This is a genomic window from Streptomyces sp. T028, from assembly GCF_048159505.1.
In the GTDB taxonomy this organism is placed as follows: domain Bacteria; phylum Actinomycetota; class Actinomycetes; order Streptomycetales; family Streptomycetaceae; genus Streptomyces.
Window position 1 is genome coordinate 43,094 of the sequence record NZ_JBLRVZ010000031.1, and the last position, 20,455, is coordinate 63,548.

Consider the following 20,455-nt stretch of genomic DNA (forward strand, 5'->3'; position numbering starts at 1 on the left):
GCTGATGTCACCTCAGAACCTCTCCGGGAAGATCAGGGCGAGGAGGAGATAGCCCAGCAGGGCGACGGCCACGACCAGGCCGACAACGTTCTCGGCGGTCACAGCTTCGCCACCCCCTTGGCGACGAGAGCCACCAGCGCGAACACCGCGACCGTGGCGACGACGAAGGCCACATCGGCCATCGCAAGCTCCTGGATGAGGTTCGGGTAAGAACGGACCTCTAGAGGGAAGCTGCTTTCCCGGACGGATTCGACTCCCCTTAACGGAACCCTGACAGCGATCCGCATACCTTTGACGCACCCCATACGCGCTTGACGCACCCCATACGCGCTTGACGCACCCCATGCGCGCGCCGCGTCGAAACGGCAGCCGCGCACCGCGGGACCAGCTGTCAAGGCCGTATCACCGACGCGTTGGCGTCCCGTCAATGAACGCGGAAGGAAATTTCCGCAGGTTTACCGTCACCGCTATGGATCGGGCCGGCACGCTTAGCTCGTCGACCCCCTTGGCCTATTGCGCTGTTTGTACGCATCTCGCGAAATCCTAACGGCTCTTTAACGCCCGATCGGCGGATCGGCCATCCCACCAGGCCCCCGCTCCCGGCTTACCCTCGCGCACGTGTTCAACGTGACGGGAATGCTCAAGCGGCTGGTGATCGGCCGGGCCATGCGCAGCGAGGAGCTGCACGAGACGCTGCTGCCCAAGCGGCTCGCCCTGCCGATCTTCGCCTCCGACCCGCTGTCGTCGGTGGCGTACGCGACGCAGGAGATCCTGCTCGTCCTCACCGTCGGCGGGCTGGCCTACCTCCACTTCACCCCGTGGATCGCGGCGGCGGTGGTGGTCCTGCTGGCGGTCGTCGTCCTCTCCTACCGGCAGGTGGTGCAGGCATACCCGAGCGGTGGCGGCTCCTACGAGGTGGTCTCGACGAACCTCGGGCCCTCGGCCGGGCTGGTGGTGGCCGCCTCCCTCCTCGTCGACTACGTCATGACGGTGGCCGTCTCGGTCGCCTCCGGAGTCGACAACATCATCTCCGCCGTGCCCGAACTGGCCGACTACCGCGTGCCCATGGCACTGGGCTTCGTCGCGCTGCTGACCGCGATGAACCTGCGCGGCGTACGCGAGTCCGGGCGGGCCTTCGCCACACCGACGTACCTGTTCATCGGCGGCGTACTGATCATGATCGCCACCGGTCTGTTCCGCTACCTGGTCGGGGACGCGCCGGTCGCGGAGTCCGCCCAGTACGGCATCACGGCCGAGCCGCACGAGGCGAACCTGACGGGTCTCGCCCTGGTGATGCTCACCCTGCGCGCCTTCTCCCAGGGCTGCACCGCGCTGACCGGCGTGGAGGCCATCTCCAACGGCGTGCCGGCCTTCCGCAAGCCCAAGCCCAGGAACGCGGCCACCACGATGGCGGTCATGGGCGCCATCTCGATCACCATGTTCGCGGGCGTCACCACGCTCGCGATCGTCTCCAAGGTGCACATCGCGGAGGACGCCTGTCGGCTGACCGGCCTGGACGGCGCTTGCGAGAGCTACACCCAGCGGACGGTGATCGCCCAGATCGCGGCGGCGGTCTTCGGTGGCGAGCACTCGATCGGCTTCTACTACATCCAGGCCGCCACCGCGCTCATCCTCATCCTGGCCGCGAACACCGCCTTCAACGGTTTCCCGCTGCTCGGCTCGATCCTCGCCAGCCACCGCTACCTGCCCCGCCAGCTGCACAACCGAGGCGACCGGCTCGCTTTCTCCAACGGCATCCTGGCCCTGGCGATCGTCGCCGGCCTGCTGCTGTGGGGCTACCAGGCGAACGTCACCAACCTCATCCACCTCTACATCCTGGGCGTGTTCACCTCCTTCACCCTCTCCCAGTTCGGCATGGTCCGGCACTGGAACCGCGAACTGCGCGCCGAAACGGATCCGCTCGTCCGCCGCCGCCACAAGGCGGCCCGGGTCATCAACGGCACCGGCTCGATCGTCACCGGCCTGGTACTGCTGGTCGTGCTGGCCACCAAGTTCACCCAGGGCGCCTGGCTCGCCGTCCTCGCGGCAGTCGTGCTGTGGGTGATGATGCGCGGCATCCGCCGCCACTACGACGCCACCGCCGCCGAACTCGCGGTCACCGACCCGCGCGGCGAACTCACCCTGCCCAGCCGGGTGTTCGCCATCGTCCTGGTCTCCACCATCCACAGGCCGACCCTGCGCGCCCTGTCCTACGCCCGTGCCTTCCGCCCCGCCCACCTGGAGGCGCTCACCGTCTCGGTCGACCGTGACGAGGCGGTCCGGCTCAGTGAGCGCTGGGAGGAGTACGGCATCGAGGTCCCGCTGAAAATCCTCGACTCGCCCTACCGCGAGGTGACCCGCCCGGTCGTCGACTACGTCCGCTCCATCCACCGCGAGAGCCCCCGGGACATCGTCGCCGTCTTCATCCCCGAGTACGTCGTCGGCCACTGGTGGGAGAACCTCCTGCACAACCAGTCCGCCCTCTGGCTCAAGAGCCGCCTGCTGTTCACCCCCGGCGTGATGGTCACCAGCGTCCCCTGGCAGCTGACCTCCTCCGCCCGCGCCGACCGCCCCGCCGCCCGCGCCCCCGGCTCCGTCCGCCGCGGCGAGCCCCCGACACCGGCCGAGCAACCGAAGCCTCCCCTGGGCTCCCGGCGCTCGTGACAGGCCAGCTGCTCAGCGGAACTCCGCCAGCCGGGGCCGCAGCCCGGTCACAGTGGACCGCCCATCACGCGTGGAGGCGGCGAAGCAGCTCGCGCCGGTACTCGCCGATGAAGCGCAGGTCGTCGTGGTCGACCCGGTAGGCCGCCCAGGTCCGGGCGAGCTCACCGTCGTACGAGGCGAGGGTCGCGCCCCTGAGGCCGTACAGCCGCTGGGACTTGGCGAGGAACGCAGCGGCGTACGGGTCACGGCGCTGCTGGTCGAGGAGGTCGCGGCCCCGCGTCGCACGTTCGGGCAGTAGCTGCTGCGCAGGCCCACGCCTCTTTCCCCAGGCGCTTGACGCCATCGTTGTGTACGACGCCACCGAGCGCTGAGGAGGCGAGAGCCGGTCCTCGTTGCCGCCTTCCGGCAACGCTGAGCTACTCTCCCCGTGCCGGACGTCGCTAAGAATGCGTCAGGGACACATCAGCAAAGGGGGCGGAGTGACCGAGCCGGGGACGGCGCAACGCTATCTGCGCGGGTACGTGGAGATCCTGGCCGAGGTCTCCGTGACCGGGCGCCGCCTCACCCGGGACGAACTCGACGAGCGCCGTGCCCTCGGCGAGCAGGCCGCGGAGGACGGGCACAGTCTGCGCAGCCTGGTGCGACGGCACCTCGCGGCCACCCGAACCGCCTGGCCCGAGACTCCCAGCTCAGCCGGCAGCGTCCTGGCCGCGGTGGAGCAGGCGGTGGACGCCTTCGCGGAAGGGTATGAACGGGCCCAGCGTCTGGCCGTACGCGAGGAGGAAGCCGCGCGGCGGGAGTTCATCGACGACCTGCTCTACGGCCGCAGCGACCTGGGCCGCCTCGCCGAACGCGCCGAGCGCTTCGGCCTCGTCCTCTCCCGCGACCACGCTGTCGCGGTCGCGGAGGGACCTCAGGCGTATGACGACACAGCCCCGGTCACCCGCCGGGTGGAAACCGCGCTGATATCCCGCTTCGGCAACCGGCGCATCCTGCTCGCCACCAAGAACGGGCAGCTGATCTGCATCGCACCCGGCGACCAGGACGTCGTGCTGGCCTACTTCGCGAAGCAGGCTCACGCCGCCACGGACGGCAGCCGGGTGGCCATCGGCCGGCCGCAGCCCGGCGCCGGCGGCGTGGTGCACTCCTACGAAGAGGCCCTCAGCACCCTCGAACTCGCCGAACGGCTCGGCCTCGACGAGCCGGTGGTACGCGCCGCCGACCTGCTGGTCTACCCGGTCCTCACACGCGACCGGCAGGCCATGGCCGACCTCGTGCTGAGCGCGCTCGGACCTTTGCGGGGCGCCCGGGGCGGTGTGGAACCGCTGCTGCGGACGCTGGAGGTGTACTTCGAGTCCGGCTGCACCTCGGCCGAGGCCGCCCGCCGGCTCGCACTGAGCGTGCGGGCCCTGACGTACCGGCTGGAGCGCATCCACCAGCTGACCGGGGCCAACCCGGCCGATCCCATGCACCGTTACACGCTGCAGACCGCCGTCATCGGGGCACGCCTGCTGGGCTGGCCCGCCCAGGACATCTGAGCCGCGCCCCCGCCTCGGTTCACGCGGACATCAGCCGGTGATCTCGACCTTTCCGTTGAGCTGCGCCGGCTTCTCCCCCGTCGCGGTATCGCGCTGCGTGATGCCCTTGAGCAGCTCGGCGAGGTCGATACCCGTGGTGGAGCCGAGGAGTTCCAGCCCCTGGGCGACGTTGTCGGCGACCGCGCGCGGGATGCGGCCCGCCCCGTCGGTGGAGATCACGGTCATCTTCTCAACCGCGCTCAGCGGCTCGGACGCCTTGGCGACGACCTGCGGCAGCACCTCGACGAGCATCTGCAGGACAGCGGCGTCGCCGTACTGCCCGAAGGCATCCGCCTTCTTCCGCATGGCCTCGGCCTCGGCCGAGCCCTTGGCGCCGATCGCCGCGGCGTCGGCCTCACCTTCCAGCCGGACCGCCTCCGCGATCGCGGCTCGGCGGGCCCGCTCGGCCTCACCCTGCTTGAGGCCCTCAATGGCTTCGGCCTCGGCCAGCGCGCTACGGCGCTGCTTCTCGCCCTCACCGGTCAGCCGCGCCCGCTCGGCCTCCGCCTGCGCGGCGGCGATCCCGGCCGACTTCTCCGCTTCGGCCTGCTTGACCCGGGCCACCCGCCGCGCCTCGGCCTCCTGCTCGGCGGCGTACCGCTGGGCGTCGGCCGGCTTGCGGACCTCGGTGTCGAGCTGACGGTCCTTCAGCGCGGCCTGCCGCTCGGCGACCTTCTCCTGCTCGGTGAGGATGTCCTGCTGACGGGCGGCCTCGGCGAGCGGGCCCGCCGCGGCGGCCTGCGCGGCGGCCGCGTCCGTCTCGGCCTTGATCTCGGCCTGCTTGAGGTAGAAGGTCCGCTGGGCGACGGCGATCTCCTCCTCCGCCTTCAGCCGGGCCTGCTCCGCGGCCCGCCGGGCCACGGCCTCGGCGATGTCGGCCTCCTGCTTGGCCCGCGCCGCCTCCGGACGGCCGAGGTCCTCCAGGTAGGAGCCCTCGGTGGTGATGTCCTGGATCTGGAAGGCGTCCAGCACCAGGCCCTGCCCCGACAGGCTCGCCTCCGCCTCCTCGGCGACCTGCCCGGCGAACGCGGCACGGTCGCGGATGATGTCCTCCACCGACATCCGGCCCACGATGGCGCGCAGCGCGCCGGACAGCACCTCCTGGGTGAAGCCGACGATGCCGTCCTGCTGCATCAAGAACCGCTGGGCGGCGGCGCGGATGGAGTCCTCGGTGCCGCCGACCTTGACGATGGCGACGCCTTCGAGGTGGGCCTTGATTCCGCGCAGGGTGACCGCGCCGCGCACCGCGACCGGGATGTGCCGCGAGGACAGGTCGAGGGTGAACTTCTGCTGCACGAACGGCACGACGAACACGCCACCGCCGACCACGACCTTCTGCCCGCTGTTGTCGGTGAAGATCCGGCCGGTCTCCGGATCGGTGGCCTTCTTGCCGCGCCGCCCGGTGACGATGAACGCCTCGCTCGGACCCGCCACCTTGTAGCGGGTGATCACGACGAGTGCCAGCAGGACGAGGAGTACGACGACTCCCACGACCGCGACGACGACAGGACTCATGGCAGTGCCCCCGAATCACGAACGAGAGAAGAACTGAGGAGGAAGGAACGAAGGAAGGATCAGAGGTCCACCGGGCGGACCACGACCGACGTGGCGGTCGGCGCCGCCTCCACCCACACCTCGGCGCCCCGGGCCACCGGCCCCGCGCTGCGGGCGGCAAACTTCACGGGCTGGCCCGCGAGTTGGAGCAGCACCTCGCCGAAACCGTCGGCCGGGATGGCGGTCACGACGTTGCCCGAGGTGCCCACGAGGTCGCCCCCGGTGGGGGTGACGGCCGTCTGGTCGCGCATCAGCGCACGGCTGAAGCGGTACGTCAGCCAAGCGGTGCCCAGCCCGCAGCCGGCGCCCACCGCAGTGGCGACTGCGGGGCCGGCGTCCGCCGCGCCGGTGGCGATGGCCCCGCCGAAGCCGGTCATCGCCGCGAACCCGGCGACGACCGGCAGCGACAGCCACCCGTCCAGGACGCCGCCCATCGCGCCGTCGAACGCGCCGTCGAGCACCCCGCCGAAGACCAGCGACAGGGCGAGCAGCACGACCCCCGTGATGCCGATTCCGAGAAACCAGGCCATGCGTGCCGTCCCCCTCTCACCCGCCGCTGGACTTCGGCTTGACGGAATCCTCACACGCGAGGGCGACACGTTTCATTGCCACGTTCCGGCAATCTTGATGCTCATTTGATGCCGCAGTGCAGCGGTACTCGGCGTAGGACCGAGGTCCTGGCGCACGAGGCTTCAACACGATGGCCGAGAGCCATACTTGACCATACGGGGGACCAACCCGTGATGGCCTGATACGGGAGAGGCAGCAATCGGGTGAGCAGCGACGGCAACGGGCTGGGGAAGGTCGAGGTACGGCTCAAATGGGACCCGAGTCCCTGGAATCAGCCACCTCACCATCTCGACATCATCGCCACGACCTACTCGGCGGACGCACCCTACGGACGGCCGGTGTACGTCGTCCACTTCGACAGCCGCTCACCCGACGGCACCATCAACATGAGCCGGCACAGCCAGACCGGTCAGGGCTTCGGCTACGTCGAAGTCATGACCCTGGAACTCGATCGCCTCGCGTCCTCCTTCGCGCGGGTGGTCGTGGGCGTGGCGATCCACCAGAACAGCGGCCTCAAGACCTTCGGTGACATATCGAACGCCGGAGTGCTGGTTGTCGAGGGCTACAAGGAGCTTCTGCAGGACGACTTCGCGCAGGTCTCCGAATCCACCGCGGCGACGGTCGCGGAGTTCACCCGGCATGCCACCGGAGGATGGGAGTTCCACAGGATGGTCCGCGGGTTCGACAGCGACCCCGTGGTCTTCACCGCCGTGATGGGCAACGCCCCACAGCCCTGACCACGGAGCAACGCAGAGATGCGCGGCCGACCGCACACTTCGCGTACCGGCTCAGCAGGACCTCGACGCTGTTCCCTGCCCGCTGGGCGGCCGACCGCCGCACCGGCAACCTCCACCGGCCCAAGCGCTACAGCCGACGCCTCCGCCGGGTCTTCGAAGCGGGGTGAGACGACCGATGAGAAGCTGACACTCGGTCCGTCCAATCAGAAGCTGCGACGAGGCGGCCAGGTGGCCGCCGGCCAAGGAGGCGAACACGATGGCGCGGTATCTGATCTCGTTCGACGACGGATCGATGAACTTCCCCGAGGCGGACTTCACGGCGATCGGCGAGGCAGCCCACCGGGTGGTCCAGGAGGCCAAGGACGCAGGTGTCTGGATCTTCGGCGCCGGAGTGGACCGTCAGCAGGCGAGCATCGTGGCCACCGACGGCACGGTCACGGACGGACCGTTCCCGGAGACCAAGGCGGTCGTCGGCGGCTTCTCGATCATCGAGGTCCCGTCGCGCGAGGACGCGCTGATGTGGGCTGCGAAGATCGCCGAGGCGTGCCGGTGTGCACAGGAGGTGCGAGAGATCATGTACGACCCGGAGAGCTGAACCACCGATCCGGACCACAAGCTCGTGATGCCCGCCGCCCCGGGGCCGGTTCTGCCCGGGACTGTCCTGGTCTGGCAGGGATACAGTTTCAGTACTGCTGAGAAGAGCATCTTCCATCTACGACGGTTTCAGGAGTCGAGGTGGCAGCTCGGAACGCGAGGCCCGGAAGCCGCATCGAGCAGCCGGACGCGGTGCGGCGGCGCTTGTCGGCGGCCGTCGATCACGGACTGTCGATACCCGAGACACTGAACGTGGCGCTTCAGCGGGCGATCACCGACCTGGGTGGTCTCGGTGGCTTGGTGCACTGGTACGACCCCGCTTCCGATCGGTTGCGCCTGATGGCGGCCGGCGGGCTTGCTCCGGAAGTCGCCGGGGCGTGGGCGGATCTCCCCGCAGACGAAGAAGAAGAGACAGACGAAGAGAAAGACGAGGACAGGGGCTTCGGCGTGGCGCCCGTGCGGGCCCTGCGCAGCGGTGGCTTCGTGTGGGTGGCCGGGGACAGCTTGGGGATCGGGGCTTCCGGCACTGCGGCGGTTCCGCTGACCGGTGCCGGGGAGCCGGTCGGGGTCCTTGCCGTGTTCACGGCCACACCCGGCGAGCCGGGTCCCGCGCAGCGGTCGTACCTGGGCTCCTTGGCGGCGTGGGCGGCTGGACAGCTGGAAGGGCATCTGGAACCACACCTGGAACGGCACTCCGTACGACGCCCGCCCACGATCGATGTGGCCGGCGGTGAGCTGCCTCGTGTCATCTCCGTCGGGCACTGGGAGTACGACCCGGCGGCCGGTTCCGTGAGGCTCGTCCAGCCGGCGCCGCGAGGCCTCGGCAGCGGTGACGAGAGTGCGGACCTCGGCTGGTATCTCGCGGGTATCGAGGATCCGGCGGGCTTCGCGGCCGATGTCCGTGCGGCTTTCGACAGGGGGACGGCGTACGACAGCGAGTATCGGGTGCGCCGCGGCGACGGGACAGTCGGGTGGCTGCGAGCACGTGGGCACATCGTGCCGGGCGACGAGGGTGGCGGCTCCGCCCGTATGGTCGGCACGCTGTGGGGTCCGGCTCACGGACGGGACGCGCTCGATCCTGTCGTCGCCGCCCTGCGCGACCTCGGCGACGGGTTCCTGACGGTCGACGACGACTGGCGTGTCACCTTCGTGAACGAGGCGGCCGAACGTCTCCTCGGTGTCGGCGACGACCAGGCGTTGCTGGGCCGCACGCTCTGGGACATCCCCGCGAGCCGCACGCCCGGCCTCGAATCCCAGTGCCGGCGCGCGTCCGCCGAGCGCAAGCCGATCAGCTTCGATCTCCGTCGGCCGGGTCGGCCGGGTCGGCCGGACAATCAACACGTCCGGCGCCTCCAGCACGTCCAGCACATCCAGTACGTCCATCGTGTCCGGCTGGTCCCTCTGCCTGGCGGCGGGCTGACGATCTACTTCGCGGACGTCACCGACGAGCAGCCGGGCGGAGCCGGGCGGACCGCCCGGATGAGCGAGCTGACCGCGGCGCTGACCGAGGCCGTCACCTCGGGCGACGTGGTCAAGGCGGTCGCGGCGCATGTCCTGCCGCCCTTCGGCGCCGACGGGCTCGTGATCCACGCGCTGACCGGTGGCCGGCTGCACGTCGTCGGATCCGTCGGGTACACGGAGGGCTTCCTCCGCCAGATCGACGGGATCCCGGCCACCTCCCACATGGCGATCGCCGAGACGTTCCGTACCCGCACGCCCGGATTCATCGAATCGCCAGCCGAATACGTCCGGCGCTTTCCGCAGTTCAAGGGCTTCGTGGCCGCGTCGGTCAAGAAGGCGTGGGTCTTCCTTCCGCTCATCGCCTCCGGGCACACGATCGGCTGCTGTGTCGTCTCCTTCGTCCGGCCGCGTTCCTTCAGTGAGGAGGAGCGCACCCTGCTGATAGCCCTGAGCGGGCTGATCGGGCAGGCGCTGGAGCGGGCCCGGCTGTACGACGTGGAGCACACCCGCGCCCAGGAACTCCAGCGCGGTCTGCTCCCGAGGACACTGCCCTGTCTGCCGGCCGTCCGCGCCGCCGCCCGCTACATGCCCGCCGGGAAGGGCGAGGAGGTGGGCGGTGACTGGTACGACCTGATCCCGCTGTCCGGCGACCGGGTCGCCATCGTGATCGGCGACGTCATGGGGCACGGCATCGCCGAGGCCGCCATCATGGGGCAGCTGCGCACGGCGGTCCGCACCCTCGCCGACCTCGACCTCGACCCGGACGAACTGCTCAGCCACCTCAACGAGCTCGTCTCCGACCTCGGCCAGGACAAGTACGCCACCTGCTCGTACGCCGTGTTCGACCCCGTCACCCGTACCTGCTCGCTCTCCCTGGCCGGTCATCTTCCGCCTGCCGTCGTCCATCCCGACGGGACGGTCGTCTGCATGGAGTTGGCCGCCGACCCACCGCTGGGCGCCGCCGAGCCTCCCTTCGAGACGCATCGGCTGCGCCTGCCGGAGGAGAGCCTTCTCGTGTTCTGCACGGACGGTCTCATCGAATCCGCCACCCGGGACATCGACCAGGGGCTGGCTCAGCTCCGGCAGTCGTTGGCCTCGGCCGTGGCCCGGACCGGGTACTTCCCGACGGGCGGCACCCCGCACGGTGACACCAGGCGTCTCGCCGACCTGTGCGACGACATCGTCTCGGCTCTGCTGCCCGACCGTGAGCAGACCAACGACGACGCGGTGCTCCTGGTGGCCCACACCCGGGGCACACCGGTCGACGACGTGGCCTCGTGCAGCCTTCCGGACGACCCGCGAGCGGCCGGCCAGGCCCGGGAGTACGTCCGGGGCCAGCTGGCCGTCTGGGGGCTGGACGATCTCGTCATGACCACCGAGCTGCTGGTGAGCGAGTTGGTCGGCAACGTGATCCGGCATGCCGGCGGCCCGATACGGCTGCGCCTGCTGCGCAGCCGGTCGCTGATCTGTGAGGTCTATGACGGCAGCCTCACGAGCCCGCGTATCCGACGCGCCGCGTTCACCGACGAGGGCGGCCGGGGACTGCACCTGGTGGCCGCTCTCTCCCGGCGCTGGGGCACTCGCCATCTCGACGAGGGCAAGTGCATCTGGACCGAGCAGGACCTTCCGCCCGAACAGTGACAAACGAGAACCTGCCGCTCGCTCACCCCGGAGGGCGGGTGCCGCTGCGCCCACCCGTGCCGCCTGGGGGTACCTCCCAGGCCTTCAAGGCACTGGGGGAGGCACGACTGCCCGCAGCTACGCCACCTGTCCACGCCCTACCGTCGCCACGATCTCCTCGGGCCTGACCGGCAGCCGTCGGACCCGCATCCCGTACTCCCGCAGGGCGTCGTCGACGGCCGCCGACACCGCCGCCGGGGCCACCATGCGACCGCCCTCGCCGCCGCCCTTGATGCCGTACTCGGTGAAGGGGGACGGGGTCTGGACATGCCCGATGCGGAACGTCGGAGACTCGGCCGCGGTGGGGATCAGGTAGTCCCTGAAGGTCGGGGACCTGAACTGCCCGTCCTCGTCGTAGACCAGTTCCTCGTAGAGCGTGGTCCCGATGCCCTGTACGGCGCCGCCGGTGACGTGGCCGCCCAGGCTCCTGGGGTTCACGACCGTACCGGCGTCATGCACGGCGACGTAGTCGAGGAAGGAGACCGCCCCGGTGTCGGGGTCGATCTCCACGACCGCGATGTGGCAGGCGTGGCCCATGATCGGATAGAAGACGCCGAAGTCCGAGCCGTCCGGTGCCGGGAACGTCGTGTACGGGTGGTCGTAGGTGTACGACTCCTCCAGTCCGCTGGTCATGCCCTCGGGCAGGCTGAGCGCGAAGAAGTAGGCGGTGCCCGCCAGTTCGGCGAGGGTCAGCCCCGTCTCCGGTTCGCCTCTGACCTGGACCCGCGCGTCGACGAGTTCGAGGTCCTCCGTGGGCACCGCGAGGGTGTGCGCGGCGATGCGCAGGAGTTTCTCCCTCAGCTTGCGCGACGCGCCCCGGATCGCCCCGGCCACCATGGCGGTGTAGCGGCTGCCGCCCGGACCGGTGCTGGGCAGCGCGTGGGCGGAGTCGGCGTACCGGACGTTGACGCTCTCCGGCGGAATCCCGAACTCCTCGGCGAGCACGGTGGCGCCCACCGTCTCGGGGCTGTTGCCCCACATCGACTGGCAGTGCAGCAGGAGCTGGAACTGCCCGGTCGGGTCGATCGTCACCGTCGCGCTCTCGGGGCTGGAGGTGACGGGCAGAACGGGCTTCTCCAGCAGGGACCAGAACTCGGTGGAGCTGAAGACGCTGCGCTCCTGGGTGGTGGCGAGGCCGATGCCGATGTACCGGCCCTCTTCCGCCCGCAGCCGTTCCCGCTCGGCGCGCCACGCGTCCAGGTCGATCATCGAAAGTGCCTTGTCCAGTACGGCGGGGTAGTCGCCGCTGTCGTAGACGTTGCCGCCGGGGATCCTGTACGGGAACTCGCCGGGCTGGATGAAGTTGCGGCGGCGGATCTCCTCCGGGGCGAGCCCGAGCCTGGCCGCCCCCTGGTCGACCAGCCGTTCCAGCACCCAGTTGTGCACCTCGGAGCCGAAGCCCCGGTAGGCGCCCTGCTGGCACTTGTCGGTGAGCACGGCCCGGATGCGGTACCGCACGTCCCGGAACCGGTACGGGCCGACGACCTGGGAGAACGCGTTGCCGTGGTGGCCGACGCCGAACTGCATGTAGGCGCCGTAGTCGTCGACGACGTCGATGTCGAGAGCGGTGATCGTGCCGTCGGCCCGGAAGCCCATGCGGGCCTCGTAGTGGCGGTCGCAGCCGTGGTGGTCGGAGTTCGTCAGGTGGTCGAGCCGGTCCTCGATGTACGACACCGGGCGGCCCGTGCGCAGGGCCAGGAAGCCGGCGAGGGTGGGCACCTTGTGCGCGGCGAGCTTGCTGCCGAAGCTGCCGCCCGCCGGGACCGGTCTCATCGTCAGCTTGTTCGACGGAAGGCGCAGGCTGGCCGCGATCAGGAACATGAAGTAGGTGAAGCTGAGCGAGTTGCAGTAGATCTCCAGTACGCCGTTGAAGCCGGGCCGGGCCACCGCGCCCGTGGTCTCCATCGGCATTCCGGCGGAGCGGCCCCAGTGCAGGGTGTCCTCGACGACGAGGTCGGCCCCGTCGAACGCGGCGACGACATCGCCGAACTCGAAGGTCCGCTCGTAGCCGATGTTGCTGCCGTGCTCCTCGTGCAGCAGGGCGGACTCGGGCCGCATGGCCGCCAGGGGATCGATGACCGGCGGGAGCTCTTCGTAGTCGACCTTCAGCAGGTCCACGCCGTCCTCGGCCAGGTACCGGCTCTCCGCGACGACGGCCGCCACGGCCTCGCCGACATGGCGGACCTTGTCCACGGCCAGCGGGTACTGCGTGATGGTGGCCGGGCCGAAGTTCATGCAGGGGTTCATGTGCGCCTTGCAGTCCTCGCCGGTGAGCACGGCGACGACTCCCGGCAGCTTCAGCGCCTCGGCGGCGTCGACGGACCTGATCCACGCGTGCGGCAGGGGGCTGCGCAGGATCGCGGCGTGCAGCATGCCCGGCAGTCTGAGGTCGGCGATGTACCCGCCGCGGCCGACCAGCAGCCGGGGGTCCTCGACCCGCCGGCGGTCCTTGCCGATGTAGGTGTAGCCGGACCTGTGCTGTGTGGCCATTGGTTGCTGTGTGGCCATTGGTTGCGGCCTTCCGCTAGTCACGGCCTTCCGCGGTGTCGTCGGTGGCCGCCTCGCCGCCGCGGAGCCTGGCCTGCGCGGCCCGTACCGCGTTCACGATGTTCTGGTAGCCGGTGCAGCGGCACAGGATTCCGGAGATCTCGTGGCGTATCTCGGCATCGGTCAGCTCACGGCCGCCGCTGCCGCCGGTGCCGCCGGTCTCGATGATCTCCTTGGTGCGCAGCACCATCGCGGGCGTGCAGAAGCCGCACTGCAGCCCCTGCTCCTCGGCGAAGCACTCCTGGACGGGATGCAGCCGCGCCGGATCCGCGGACAGGCTTTCGACGGTCTCGACCGTGTGCCCGTCCGCCTGGACGGCCAGCAGCAGACAGGACCGCACGGAGCGGCCGTCGAAGAGCACGGTGCAGCAGCCGCACTCGCCGTGCTCGCAGCCGAGATGCACGCTGACCAGGTCGAGCTCGTCGCGCAGGAAGTCGGCGAGTGTGGTGCGCGTCGACACCTCGCAGGTCACGTCCCGGCCGTTGACGCGCGGGGTCACGGTCCGGTGGGCGGTGCCGTACTTGGCGGCGATGGAACGGGCGGTGGCGGAGGTCGTCACTTCGCGTTCCTCCTCTCGGGAGCGCGCGCCACGGCCGCGCCGATCGCGCGCCGCACCACGACGGCGGCGAGGTGCCGACGGTAGGCGCGCGTGGCGTGCGGGCCGTCCCCCGAGGTCACCGAAGGCACGATCACCGAAGGCACGATCTCCTCGGCGGCCCTGGCGATGTTGTCCTCGGTCGGGGGCTCACCGATCAGTGCGCTCTCCACCGCCGACGCTCGGACGGGCCTGTCGGAGATGCCCAGGACGCCGACGGAGACGGAGGTGAGACGGCCGTCCTCGCCGAGGTCCACCACCGCGGCGGCACCGGCGAGCGCGAGGTCGCCCACGCGCCGGGCCACCTCCGCGAAGCCATGGGCCGCGGTCCTCGGCGTCACCGGGTAGCGGACGGCGACGAGGACCTCCTCGGGCTCCAGGGCCGTGGTCAGCCGGCCCTGGAAGAAGTCCTGGGCCTCGATGGCTCGGGTGCCCGACGGCCCCCGCACGAGAAGCGTCGCGTCGAGCGCCACCGCCGTGCAGGGGAGTTCGGCGGCGGGGTCGGCGAGCGCCAGGCTGCCGCCGACCGTGCCACGATGGCGGCTCTCGATGTGGCCGATGTGACCGGCGGCCTCCGGCAGCAACGGGACCAGTTCACCGACCAGCGGGTGGTCCTCCAGCTCGTACTGGCGAACCCCGGCACCGACCTCCAGCCACCCGTCGGCCGGGCGGTCGTTCCTCTCGTTCCTCTCGATCCTCTCGATCTTCTGCAGGTCACCGATCCCGTTGATGTCGATCAGCGCCTCCGGCCTGGCGAGCCGGAGGGTGAGCATCGGAATGAGGCTCTGTCCGCCCGCGAGGACGAGGGCGTCGATGCCGTACTCCCTCTTAAGGGCGACGGCCTCATCGACGGATTCGGGATCACAGTAGGTGAACGGAGGCGGCTTCATCGCCTGTCCTTGGTTGTGGCTCCTGGGGAAGCCGTTCTCCTCCCAGTGCACCACACTCGGCACAAGGCGGCGCGGGCGCTCTCAGAGCAGATCCGCCCAGCCGCTCCACCCGCTGCTCGCCTTGCTGACCCGGGCCTTGAAGCCGCCCGTGCCCGTGCCCGCGTAGAAGTACAGGGCACCGGCGGAGGTCGTGGCCATGAGGTCGGCCTTGCCGTCGCCGTTGGCGTCGCCCGGGGAGAACACCTTCTTGTACGTCTGCCAGCCCGTGCCCACCTTCACCCGGGACGAGAAGGGGGCGCTGGCGGAGCCGGTGCCCGCGTAGCGCCAGAGGGTGCCGGAGGTGTCCCGGGCCAGGAGGTCGGGGCGGCCGTCGCCGGTGACGTCGCCCGCGCCGATCAGTGTGTTGTAGGTCTGCCAGCCGGCACTGAGCTTGACACGGGAGGCGACCGAGGTGCCGGTGGCGTCGCCGGGGTAGAGGTAGAGGGTGCCGGAGGTGGTGACGGCCAGCAGGTCGCCCTTGCCGTCGCCCGTCACGTCGCCGGGGCCCACGATCCGGTTGTAGGAGGTGGAGCCCGTGGCGAGGGTGGGGTCCGAAAGGGCGTAGAACGCCGGGTTGGTCAGCTTGCCCGTGCTGATGGACTGGACGACCAGGTCGGCCAGGCCGTTCTGGCGGAGGGAGGAGGCGTACGCCAGGCGGGTGGTGGAGGAGGGCCAGGACGAGCCGACCAGGAGTTTGCTGGTGAGGGTGCCCGTGCCGGTGACCTGGTAGCTGTAGACCGAGCCTGCCGAGGTACGGGCCATCGTGCCGTACTTGCCGTAGTGCGGGTTGTTGCCCGCCCCGGCGAACTGGGTCACCTTGCCCCAGCCCTTGCTGCGGGCCGACCTGGTGCCGAAGGTGCCCTTGCCGTTGCCGGCGTAGAACCACAGCTGGCCGGAGAAGTCGCGGGCCAGCAGGTCGGTCCTGCCGTTGCCGTCCCAGTCGCCGCCGCCGACGATCTGGTTGTACGACGTCCAGTCGGTCTTCGGGTCCTTGACCCGGGTGTTGAAGGTGCCGCCCTTCTTGCCCGTGTAGCGGTAGAGGACCCCGGCCGGGGTGCGGGCCAGGAGGTCGCCGACACCGTCGCCGGTGAGGTCGCCGGCGCCGATCAGCTCGTCGTACTGCTGCCAGCCGGTGCCGACCGTCACCCGGCTGCCGAACGCGCCGGTGCCCTGGCCCGGGTAGTAGTAGAGCGTGCCGGCCGGGGTACGGGCCAGCAGGTCGGCCTTGCCGTCGCCGTTCAGGTCACCCGGGGCGACGACCTTGTTGTAGATCTGCCAGCCGGACGCGACCGTACGGTACGAGCCCAGGCCGCCGGGGGTGCGTGCGTAGGCGCCGGAGTGGAAGAAGAGCACGCCGGTGGGGCTCAGGGTCAGCACGTCCTGGACGCCGTCCGAGTCGAGGTCGCCCGGGGTGAGGAGGTCCTTGACCTTGGCCACGTCCGTGTCCAGGGCCATCGTCTCGGCCGCGCCCGTGTTGACGTACAACTGGCCCGCCGCATTGCGGTAGACCAGGTCGGACGTGCCGTCCCCGTCGAAGTCGCCGCGCGCCGGGGCGGTCGCGCCCGCGTCGCCGGGCGACAGGACGAAGACGCCCGCCGCCAGCACCGCCACCGTGCCGGCCAGCGCCCATGCCTTCGTGGTACGGGGGCGGCGGCGGGCGGGGCGCCGTCCGGTGGGCTCAGGGTTGGCGTCGCCCTGCCGGGATCGGGTCGTGAACACGTTCTCTCCCGGAGGGTCAGGGGGTGGTGGAGGCGTCGGCGGACGCGTCAGGGGACGTTTCCGCGGTCGCTTCGCCCGTGGCGGGCGTCGCGGAGTCGGTCGGCGTCGCGGAGTCGGTCGGCGTCGACGTGTCCGTCGGCTCGTCCGTCGACGTCGGTGACTCCGCCGGGGACGTCGTCGTCGCGGTCTCCTCCGGGGTTTCCGACCCCTGCGTGCTCGCCGTGGTCTCCCGCTCGACCCCCACCTGGTACACGCCCGGCACACCGTCCTCCACGCGGAAGGTCGCGGCCGTCGTGGTCGTGCCGTTCCTGGTGAGCACGGTGGAGATCGTCCGCAGCCGGGCGTCGATGCCGTCGGCGGTGATGTCGAGGAGGAGATAGCCGCGCCGGGCGTCGATCATCTTCCAGTGCGGGTTGTCCGCCAGCTTGGGCGCCCACTCGGCGGCGAACGCCACCAGGTCCTCGTCGCCGCTGCTGGAGATGGACGTCCCGACGAACTCCGCGCCGACCACGGCCGAGTCGGCGTCGGCGTAGTCCAGCTTGAGGTCACTGACGATGGTGCGGTGGCGGTCCCCGGACAGGACGACGGGGTTGCGGACGTCCTGGAACTCGGCGAGCAGGGAGGCACGTTCCTTCTGGTAGCCGTCCCAGGCGTCGTACGACCACTCCTTGCCGACCCCGGCGAGGTAGTCGGTCTCGGCCATCATCACCTGGGAGGCGACCAGGTTCCAGCGCGCGCCGGAGGTGCGCATGCTGTCGACCAGCCAGCCGCGCTGGGTGTCGCCCATGATGACGCGGCCGTCCTGAAGGGCCCCGGCGTCGGTGGTCGCCTGGTCGTCGCGGTACTGCCGGGTGTCCAGGACGTGCAGCCGGGCCAGCGTGCCGAAGTCGAGGGAGCGGTACATCAGGACGTCCGAGCCACTGGGCTTCTGCGCGGTCCGGATCGGCATGTGCTCGTAGAAGGCCTGGAAGGCGGCGGCCCGGCGGGCCAGGAACTTCGCGGTGGGCCAGGCCACCGGGTCGTTCGCCACGTCACCCGCCCAGTCCTGCTCCACCTCGTGGTCGTCGAAGACGACGACGAACGGGGCGGCGGCGCGCATCGCCTGGAGGTCGGGGTCGGTGCCGTACTGCTCGTGGCGGGCGCGGTACTGGGCGAGCGTGACGGGCTGTCCGGTGCCCTCGTGACGGCGTACGCGGTACGAGTACGCGGAGCTCTCGTAGATGTAGTCACCGACGAACAGCACCAGGTCCGGCTGCTGTTCGCGCATGTCCTGGTAGGAGGTGAAGTAGCCGTGCTGCCAGTTCTGGCAGGAGGCGAGCGCGATCCGCAGGTTCTCGGGGGTGCTTCCGGCGGCGGGCGCGGTGCGGGTGCGGCCGGTGATCGAGGTGCGGCCCAGCGCCTTGAACCGGTACCAGTAGTCGGTGGCCGCGGTCAGCCCGGTGACGTCCACGTGGACGCTGTAGCCGAGGCTGCTGGTCGCCGTCGCCGTACCGCTCCTGACGACGGTGGTGAAACCGCTGTCCGAGGCGAGTTCCCAGGTCACCGCCAGGGAAGGGGGCAGAATGCCGGAGCTGCCCTGGTTCGCGGGTGTCACTCTGGTCCACAGCACGATCGCGTCCGGCAGCGGATCGCCGGAGGCCACGCCCAGCTTGAAGACGGTGCCGCTCACCTCCGCACCGGCGCCGGCCGTGGCGGTCGCCCCGCTCACGGAGGCCGATGCGCTGCCCGGCAGCAACTGCCCGGCGGCCGCCGCCCCCGCGGCTCCCAGCGTGACGGCTCCGGCGCCCAGGAACCTCCGGCGCCGTATGCCGGGCGTGGAATTGTCGCTCGACTGCACGTGTGTGCCTTTCCCCCCAAAGGCGGTGCGCTGAGCAGCGCCGGTGAACGTGATCGCCGTGGATTCTATGCAATACCCTCACAGCGGTGGGCCCAGGGGCCGCAATCCATCCGTCTGCCCGTTCGACCTGTCCGCTCGACACACCTGCAGGAGTCATGCGCCGACCAATGAGGTACGCCGTCGCGGCCCTGCTGCTCATGGGGGCGGCGGGCTGCTCGTCCGACCCCGACTCGGCCTCCGGCGCCGCCTCCTCGTCGTCGTCCGAGGCCGGGTACATCCCGAGAAGCGGGTCCGGTTCGGATACGCCGGACACGAACGCGGGCGCGGGCGCGGATGCCGGGGGCGGTGCCGGGACCGGTGAGGACACCGGTGAGGGCACCGGCGGTGGTGACGGTGACGGCGCGACCTCCCCGTCCTCCGGCGTGCTCTACGGCGCCGACTCGCTTCCCAGTCCCGCCGCCGACCACTGCCGTACGAAGGACCTGACGGCCGTGGCCCGCAGCACCGGGGAGGGCCGGGCCTCCGTCGTGATCACCAACAAGGGGGACGGCTCCTGTACGGTACGCGGCTTCCCGTCCCTGCTCTTCGAGGGCGAGACCGGGCGGACCGAACTGCCGGTGGACTGGGCCGGATCGGCCGCCGAGGCCACGAAGTTCACCCTGGAGCCCGGCGCTTCCGCTTCCGCCGCGCTCACCTTCACCAGCCTCGACGAGTGTGACGCCGTCACCGGGCTCGACGTCGTACCGCCCGGCGAATCGCGGTCGCTCACGCCGGCGTTCACCGCCTCGGGCGGGAAGAAGAAGGCGGTGCGCATCTGCGACACCGGCGTGCGGGTACGGGCGTTCACACCCTCGGGGTGAGAGCGGTGCTGTCGCGCACGCGCAGTTCCACGGGAACCGTGGTCAGGGGCGGCACCGCTGTCTCCGGGCCCGACGAGGCGTCGATGCGGTCGAGCAGGATGCGCAGCGAGATGGTGCCGATGTCCGTGAAGTCCGTACGGATGGTCGTCAGCGGGGGCAGGAAGTGCGCGGCCTCGGGGATGTCGTCGTAGCCGACGACGCTGACGTCCTCCGGGACACGGCGGCCGGCCTCGTGGAGGGCGCGCAGGACACCCAGGGCCATCTGGTCGTTGGAGACGAAGATCGCGGTGACGGACGGGTCCTTGGCGAGTTCGCGGCCCAGGTCGTAGCCGGAGTCCGAGCTCCAGTCGCCGATGAGCGGGGCGTGGATCTCGGCGCCCGCCGCCTTCAGGGTGTCCCGCCAGCTGTCCGCGCGGCGGTCCGCCGAGGTCCAGCCGGTCGGGCCCGCCACATGCCGGACGGTGGGGTGGCCGAGGGACAGCAGGTGCTCGGTGGCCTTGCGGGCGCCGGTGCGGGCGTCCGAGGTGACCATGGGCGTGCCGTCGCCCAGATCGTTGTCCATGACCACCAGCGGGGTGTCCAGATGGGCCTCGCCCAGGGCCCGGGCCACCCACAACTGGGGGGCGATCGCGATGACGCCGTCCGCGCCCTCGGCGGAGAGGCGGTCCGCCGCGCGCACGACGGTGTCCTTGTCGGCCGTGTCCAGGGCGATCGAGCTCACCAGGTATCCGGCGTCCTGCGCGGCCGTGTTGATCGCGGTCAGGGTGGAGGCGGGGCCGTAGCGGGCGGCGTCGAAGGAGATCACGCCGAGCATGCGGGTACGGCCGCTGGCCAGGGAACGGGCGCTGCGGCTCGGGCGGTAGCCGAGGGTGCGCATCGCCGCCTGGACGGCCTCGCGGGTCTCGGCGCGTACGGCCGGGTTGTCGTTGAGCACCCGGGAGACCGTCTGCTTGGAGACGCCGGCGAGTTTCGCCACGTCGTCCATCACGGGGCGCGCGCCGGCGAAGTTGCGGCGGCTGCGTCCCTTGGTCGCCGGGCCGTCGGCGGCGCTTGGGGTCATGGTGGGTGCTCTGCTTCCTTCGGCCTGGGCTGCTCCGCGGGCGGGCCTGGTGCCGACCGCGGATCCACCGG

The 20,455-nt window shown here is 70.7% G+C and carries 17 protein-coding genes; 6 read left to right on the top strand and 11 right to left on the bottom strand.

The window, feature by feature from the left end; all coding sequences use genetic code 11:
• Window positions 1-12: 12 nt before the first annotated feature.
• Together kdpF and ACLZN2_RS28995 are read right to left on the bottom strand one after the other, a co-directional pair.
• On the bottom strand, window positions 13-102 hold the full coding sequence (gene kdpF, locus ACLZN2_RS28990) for a K(+)-transporting ATPase subunit F (RefSeq protein WP_416982221.1): 90 nt from the start codon (window positions 100-102) through the stop codon (window positions 13-15).
• Window positions 99-287, bottom strand: a complete 189-nt coding sequence (locus tag ACLZN2_RS28995) for a hypothetical protein (protein WP_416982222.1) — start codon at window positions 285-287, stop codon at window positions 99-101. Before ACLZN2_RS28995 ends, kdpF begins: the two co-directional genes overlap by 4 nt.
• Window positions 288-636: 349 nt before the next feature.
• On the opposite strand from ACLZN2_RS28995, the gene ACLZN2_RS29000 reads away from it, so the two are divergent.
• Window positions 637-2,664: an APC family permease gene (locus ACLZN2_RS29000; protein ID WP_416982427.1), complete on the top strand. Its 2,028-nt coding sequence runs from the start codon at window positions 637-639 to the stop codon at window positions 2,662-2,664.
• 64 nt (window positions 2,665-2,728) lie between these two features.
• On the opposite strand, the gene ACLZN2_RS29005 is transcribed toward ACLZN2_RS29000, so the two are convergent.
• Complete coding sequence (locus ACLZN2_RS29005) at window positions 2,729-3,007, bottom strand: hypothetical protein (RefSeq protein ID WP_416982223.1); 279 nt, start codon at window positions 3,005-3,007, stop codon at window positions 2,729-2,731.
• A 103-nt stretch (window positions 3,008-3,110) separates the two neighbouring features.
• Between ACLZN2_RS29005 and ACLZN2_RS29010 the strand changes: the two genes are divergently transcribed.
• Entirely contained in the window at window positions 3,111-4,202 is a 1,092-nt protein-coding gene (locus tag ACLZN2_RS29010; RefSeq protein WP_416982225.1) for a PucR family transcriptional regulator, read from the top strand.
• A 30-nt stretch (window positions 4,203-4,232) separates the two neighbouring features.
• On the opposite strand, the gene ACLZN2_RS29015 is transcribed toward ACLZN2_RS29010, so the two are convergent.
• Both ACLZN2_RS29015 and ACLZN2_RS29020 read right to left on the bottom strand, forming a co-directional pair.
• Window positions 4,233-5,756, bottom strand: coding sequence for a flotillin family protein (locus tag ACLZN2_RS29015; protein ID WP_416982226.1), 1,524 nt, complete (start codon window positions 5,754-5,756; stop codon window positions 4,233-4,235).
• Between the two features lie 59 nt (window positions 5,757-5,815).
• Window positions 5,816-6,325 carry a hypothetical protein gene (locus ACLZN2_RS29020; protein WP_416982228.1) on the bottom strand — a complete coding sequence of 170 codons (510 nt, stop codon included), beginning with the start codon at window positions 6,323-6,325 and terminating at the stop codon, window positions 5,816-5,818.
• Between the two features lie 243 nt (window positions 6,326-6,568).
• Between ACLZN2_RS29020 and ACLZN2_RS29025 the strand changes: the two genes are divergently transcribed.
• The 3 genes from ACLZN2_RS29025 (at window position 6,569) to ACLZN2_RS29035 (ending at window position 10,798) form a co-directional block, all read left to right on the top strand.
• Entirely contained in the window at window positions 6,569-7,102 is a 534-nt protein-coding gene (locus ACLZN2_RS29025) for a TerD family protein (protein WP_416982229.1), read from the top strand.
• Window positions 7,103-7,358: 256 nt separating this feature from the next.
• Window positions 7,359-7,697, top strand: coding sequence for a YciI family protein (locus ACLZN2_RS29030; protein WP_416982230.1), 339 nt, complete (start codon window positions 7,359-7,361; stop codon window positions 7,695-7,697).
• A 140-nt stretch (window positions 7,698-7,837) separates the two neighbouring features.
• Window positions 7,838-10,798 carry a SpoIIE family protein phosphatase gene (locus ACLZN2_RS29035; RefSeq protein ID WP_416982232.1) on the top strand — a complete coding sequence of 987 codons (2,961 nt, stop codon included), beginning with the start codon at window positions 7,838-7,840 and terminating at the stop codon, window positions 10,796-10,798.
• Window positions 10,799-10,915: 117 nt separating this feature from the next.
• Here ACLZN2_RS29035 and ACLZN2_RS29040 read toward each other — a convergent pair whose 3' ends face one another.
• The 5 genes from ACLZN2_RS29040 to ACLZN2_RS29060 all read right to left on the bottom strand — a co-directional run bounded on the left by ACLZN2_RS29040 (window position 10,916) and on the right by ACLZN2_RS29060 (window position 18,464).
• Entirely contained in the window at window positions 10,916-13,327 is a 2,412-nt protein-coding gene (locus tag ACLZN2_RS29040) for a xanthine dehydrogenase family protein molybdopterin-binding subunit (RefSeq protein ID WP_416982233.1), read from the bottom strand.
• Window positions 13,328-13,361: 34 nt separating this feature from the next.
• A complete protein-coding gene (locus tag ACLZN2_RS29045) occupies window positions 13,362-13,943 on the bottom strand; it encodes a (2Fe-2S)-binding protein (RefSeq protein ID WP_416982234.1) in 582 nt (193 codons plus the stop codon).
• Complete coding sequence (locus tag ACLZN2_RS29050) at window positions 13,940-14,869, bottom strand: FAD binding domain-containing protein (RefSeq protein WP_416982235.1); 930 nt, start codon at window positions 14,867-14,869, stop codon at window positions 13,940-13,942. The genes ACLZN2_RS29045 and ACLZN2_RS29050 overlap by 4 nt, the downstream gene beginning before the upstream one ends.
• Before the next feature lie 81 nt (window positions 14,870-14,950).
• Window positions 14,951-16,627 (bottom strand): FG-GAP repeat domain-containing protein, encoded by a 1,677-nt coding sequence (locus ACLZN2_RS29055; protein ID WP_416982236.1) that lies wholly within the window; start codon window positions 16,625-16,627, stop codon window positions 14,951-14,953.
• A gap of 16 nt (window positions 16,628-16,643) precedes the next feature.
• Complete coding sequence (locus tag ACLZN2_RS29060; protein ID WP_416982237.1) at window positions 16,644-18,464, bottom strand: alkaline phosphatase D family protein; 1,821 nt, start codon at window positions 18,462-18,464, stop codon at window positions 16,644-16,646.
• 167 nt (window positions 18,465-18,631) lie between these two features.
• Between ACLZN2_RS29060 and ACLZN2_RS29065 the strand changes: the two genes are divergently transcribed.
• A complete protein-coding gene (locus tag ACLZN2_RS29065) occupies window positions 18,632-19,324 on the top strand; it encodes a DUF4232 domain-containing protein (RefSeq protein WP_416982238.1) in 693 nt (230 codons plus the stop codon).
• Here ACLZN2_RS29065 and ACLZN2_RS29070 read toward each other — a convergent pair.
• Complete coding sequence (locus ACLZN2_RS29070; protein WP_416982239.1) at window positions 19,308-20,384, bottom strand: LacI family DNA-binding transcriptional regulator; 1,077 nt, start codon at window positions 20,382-20,384, stop codon at window positions 19,308-19,310. The genes ACLZN2_RS29065 and ACLZN2_RS29070 overlap by 17 nt on opposite strands.
• Window positions 20,385-20,455: the final 71 nt, after the last annotated feature.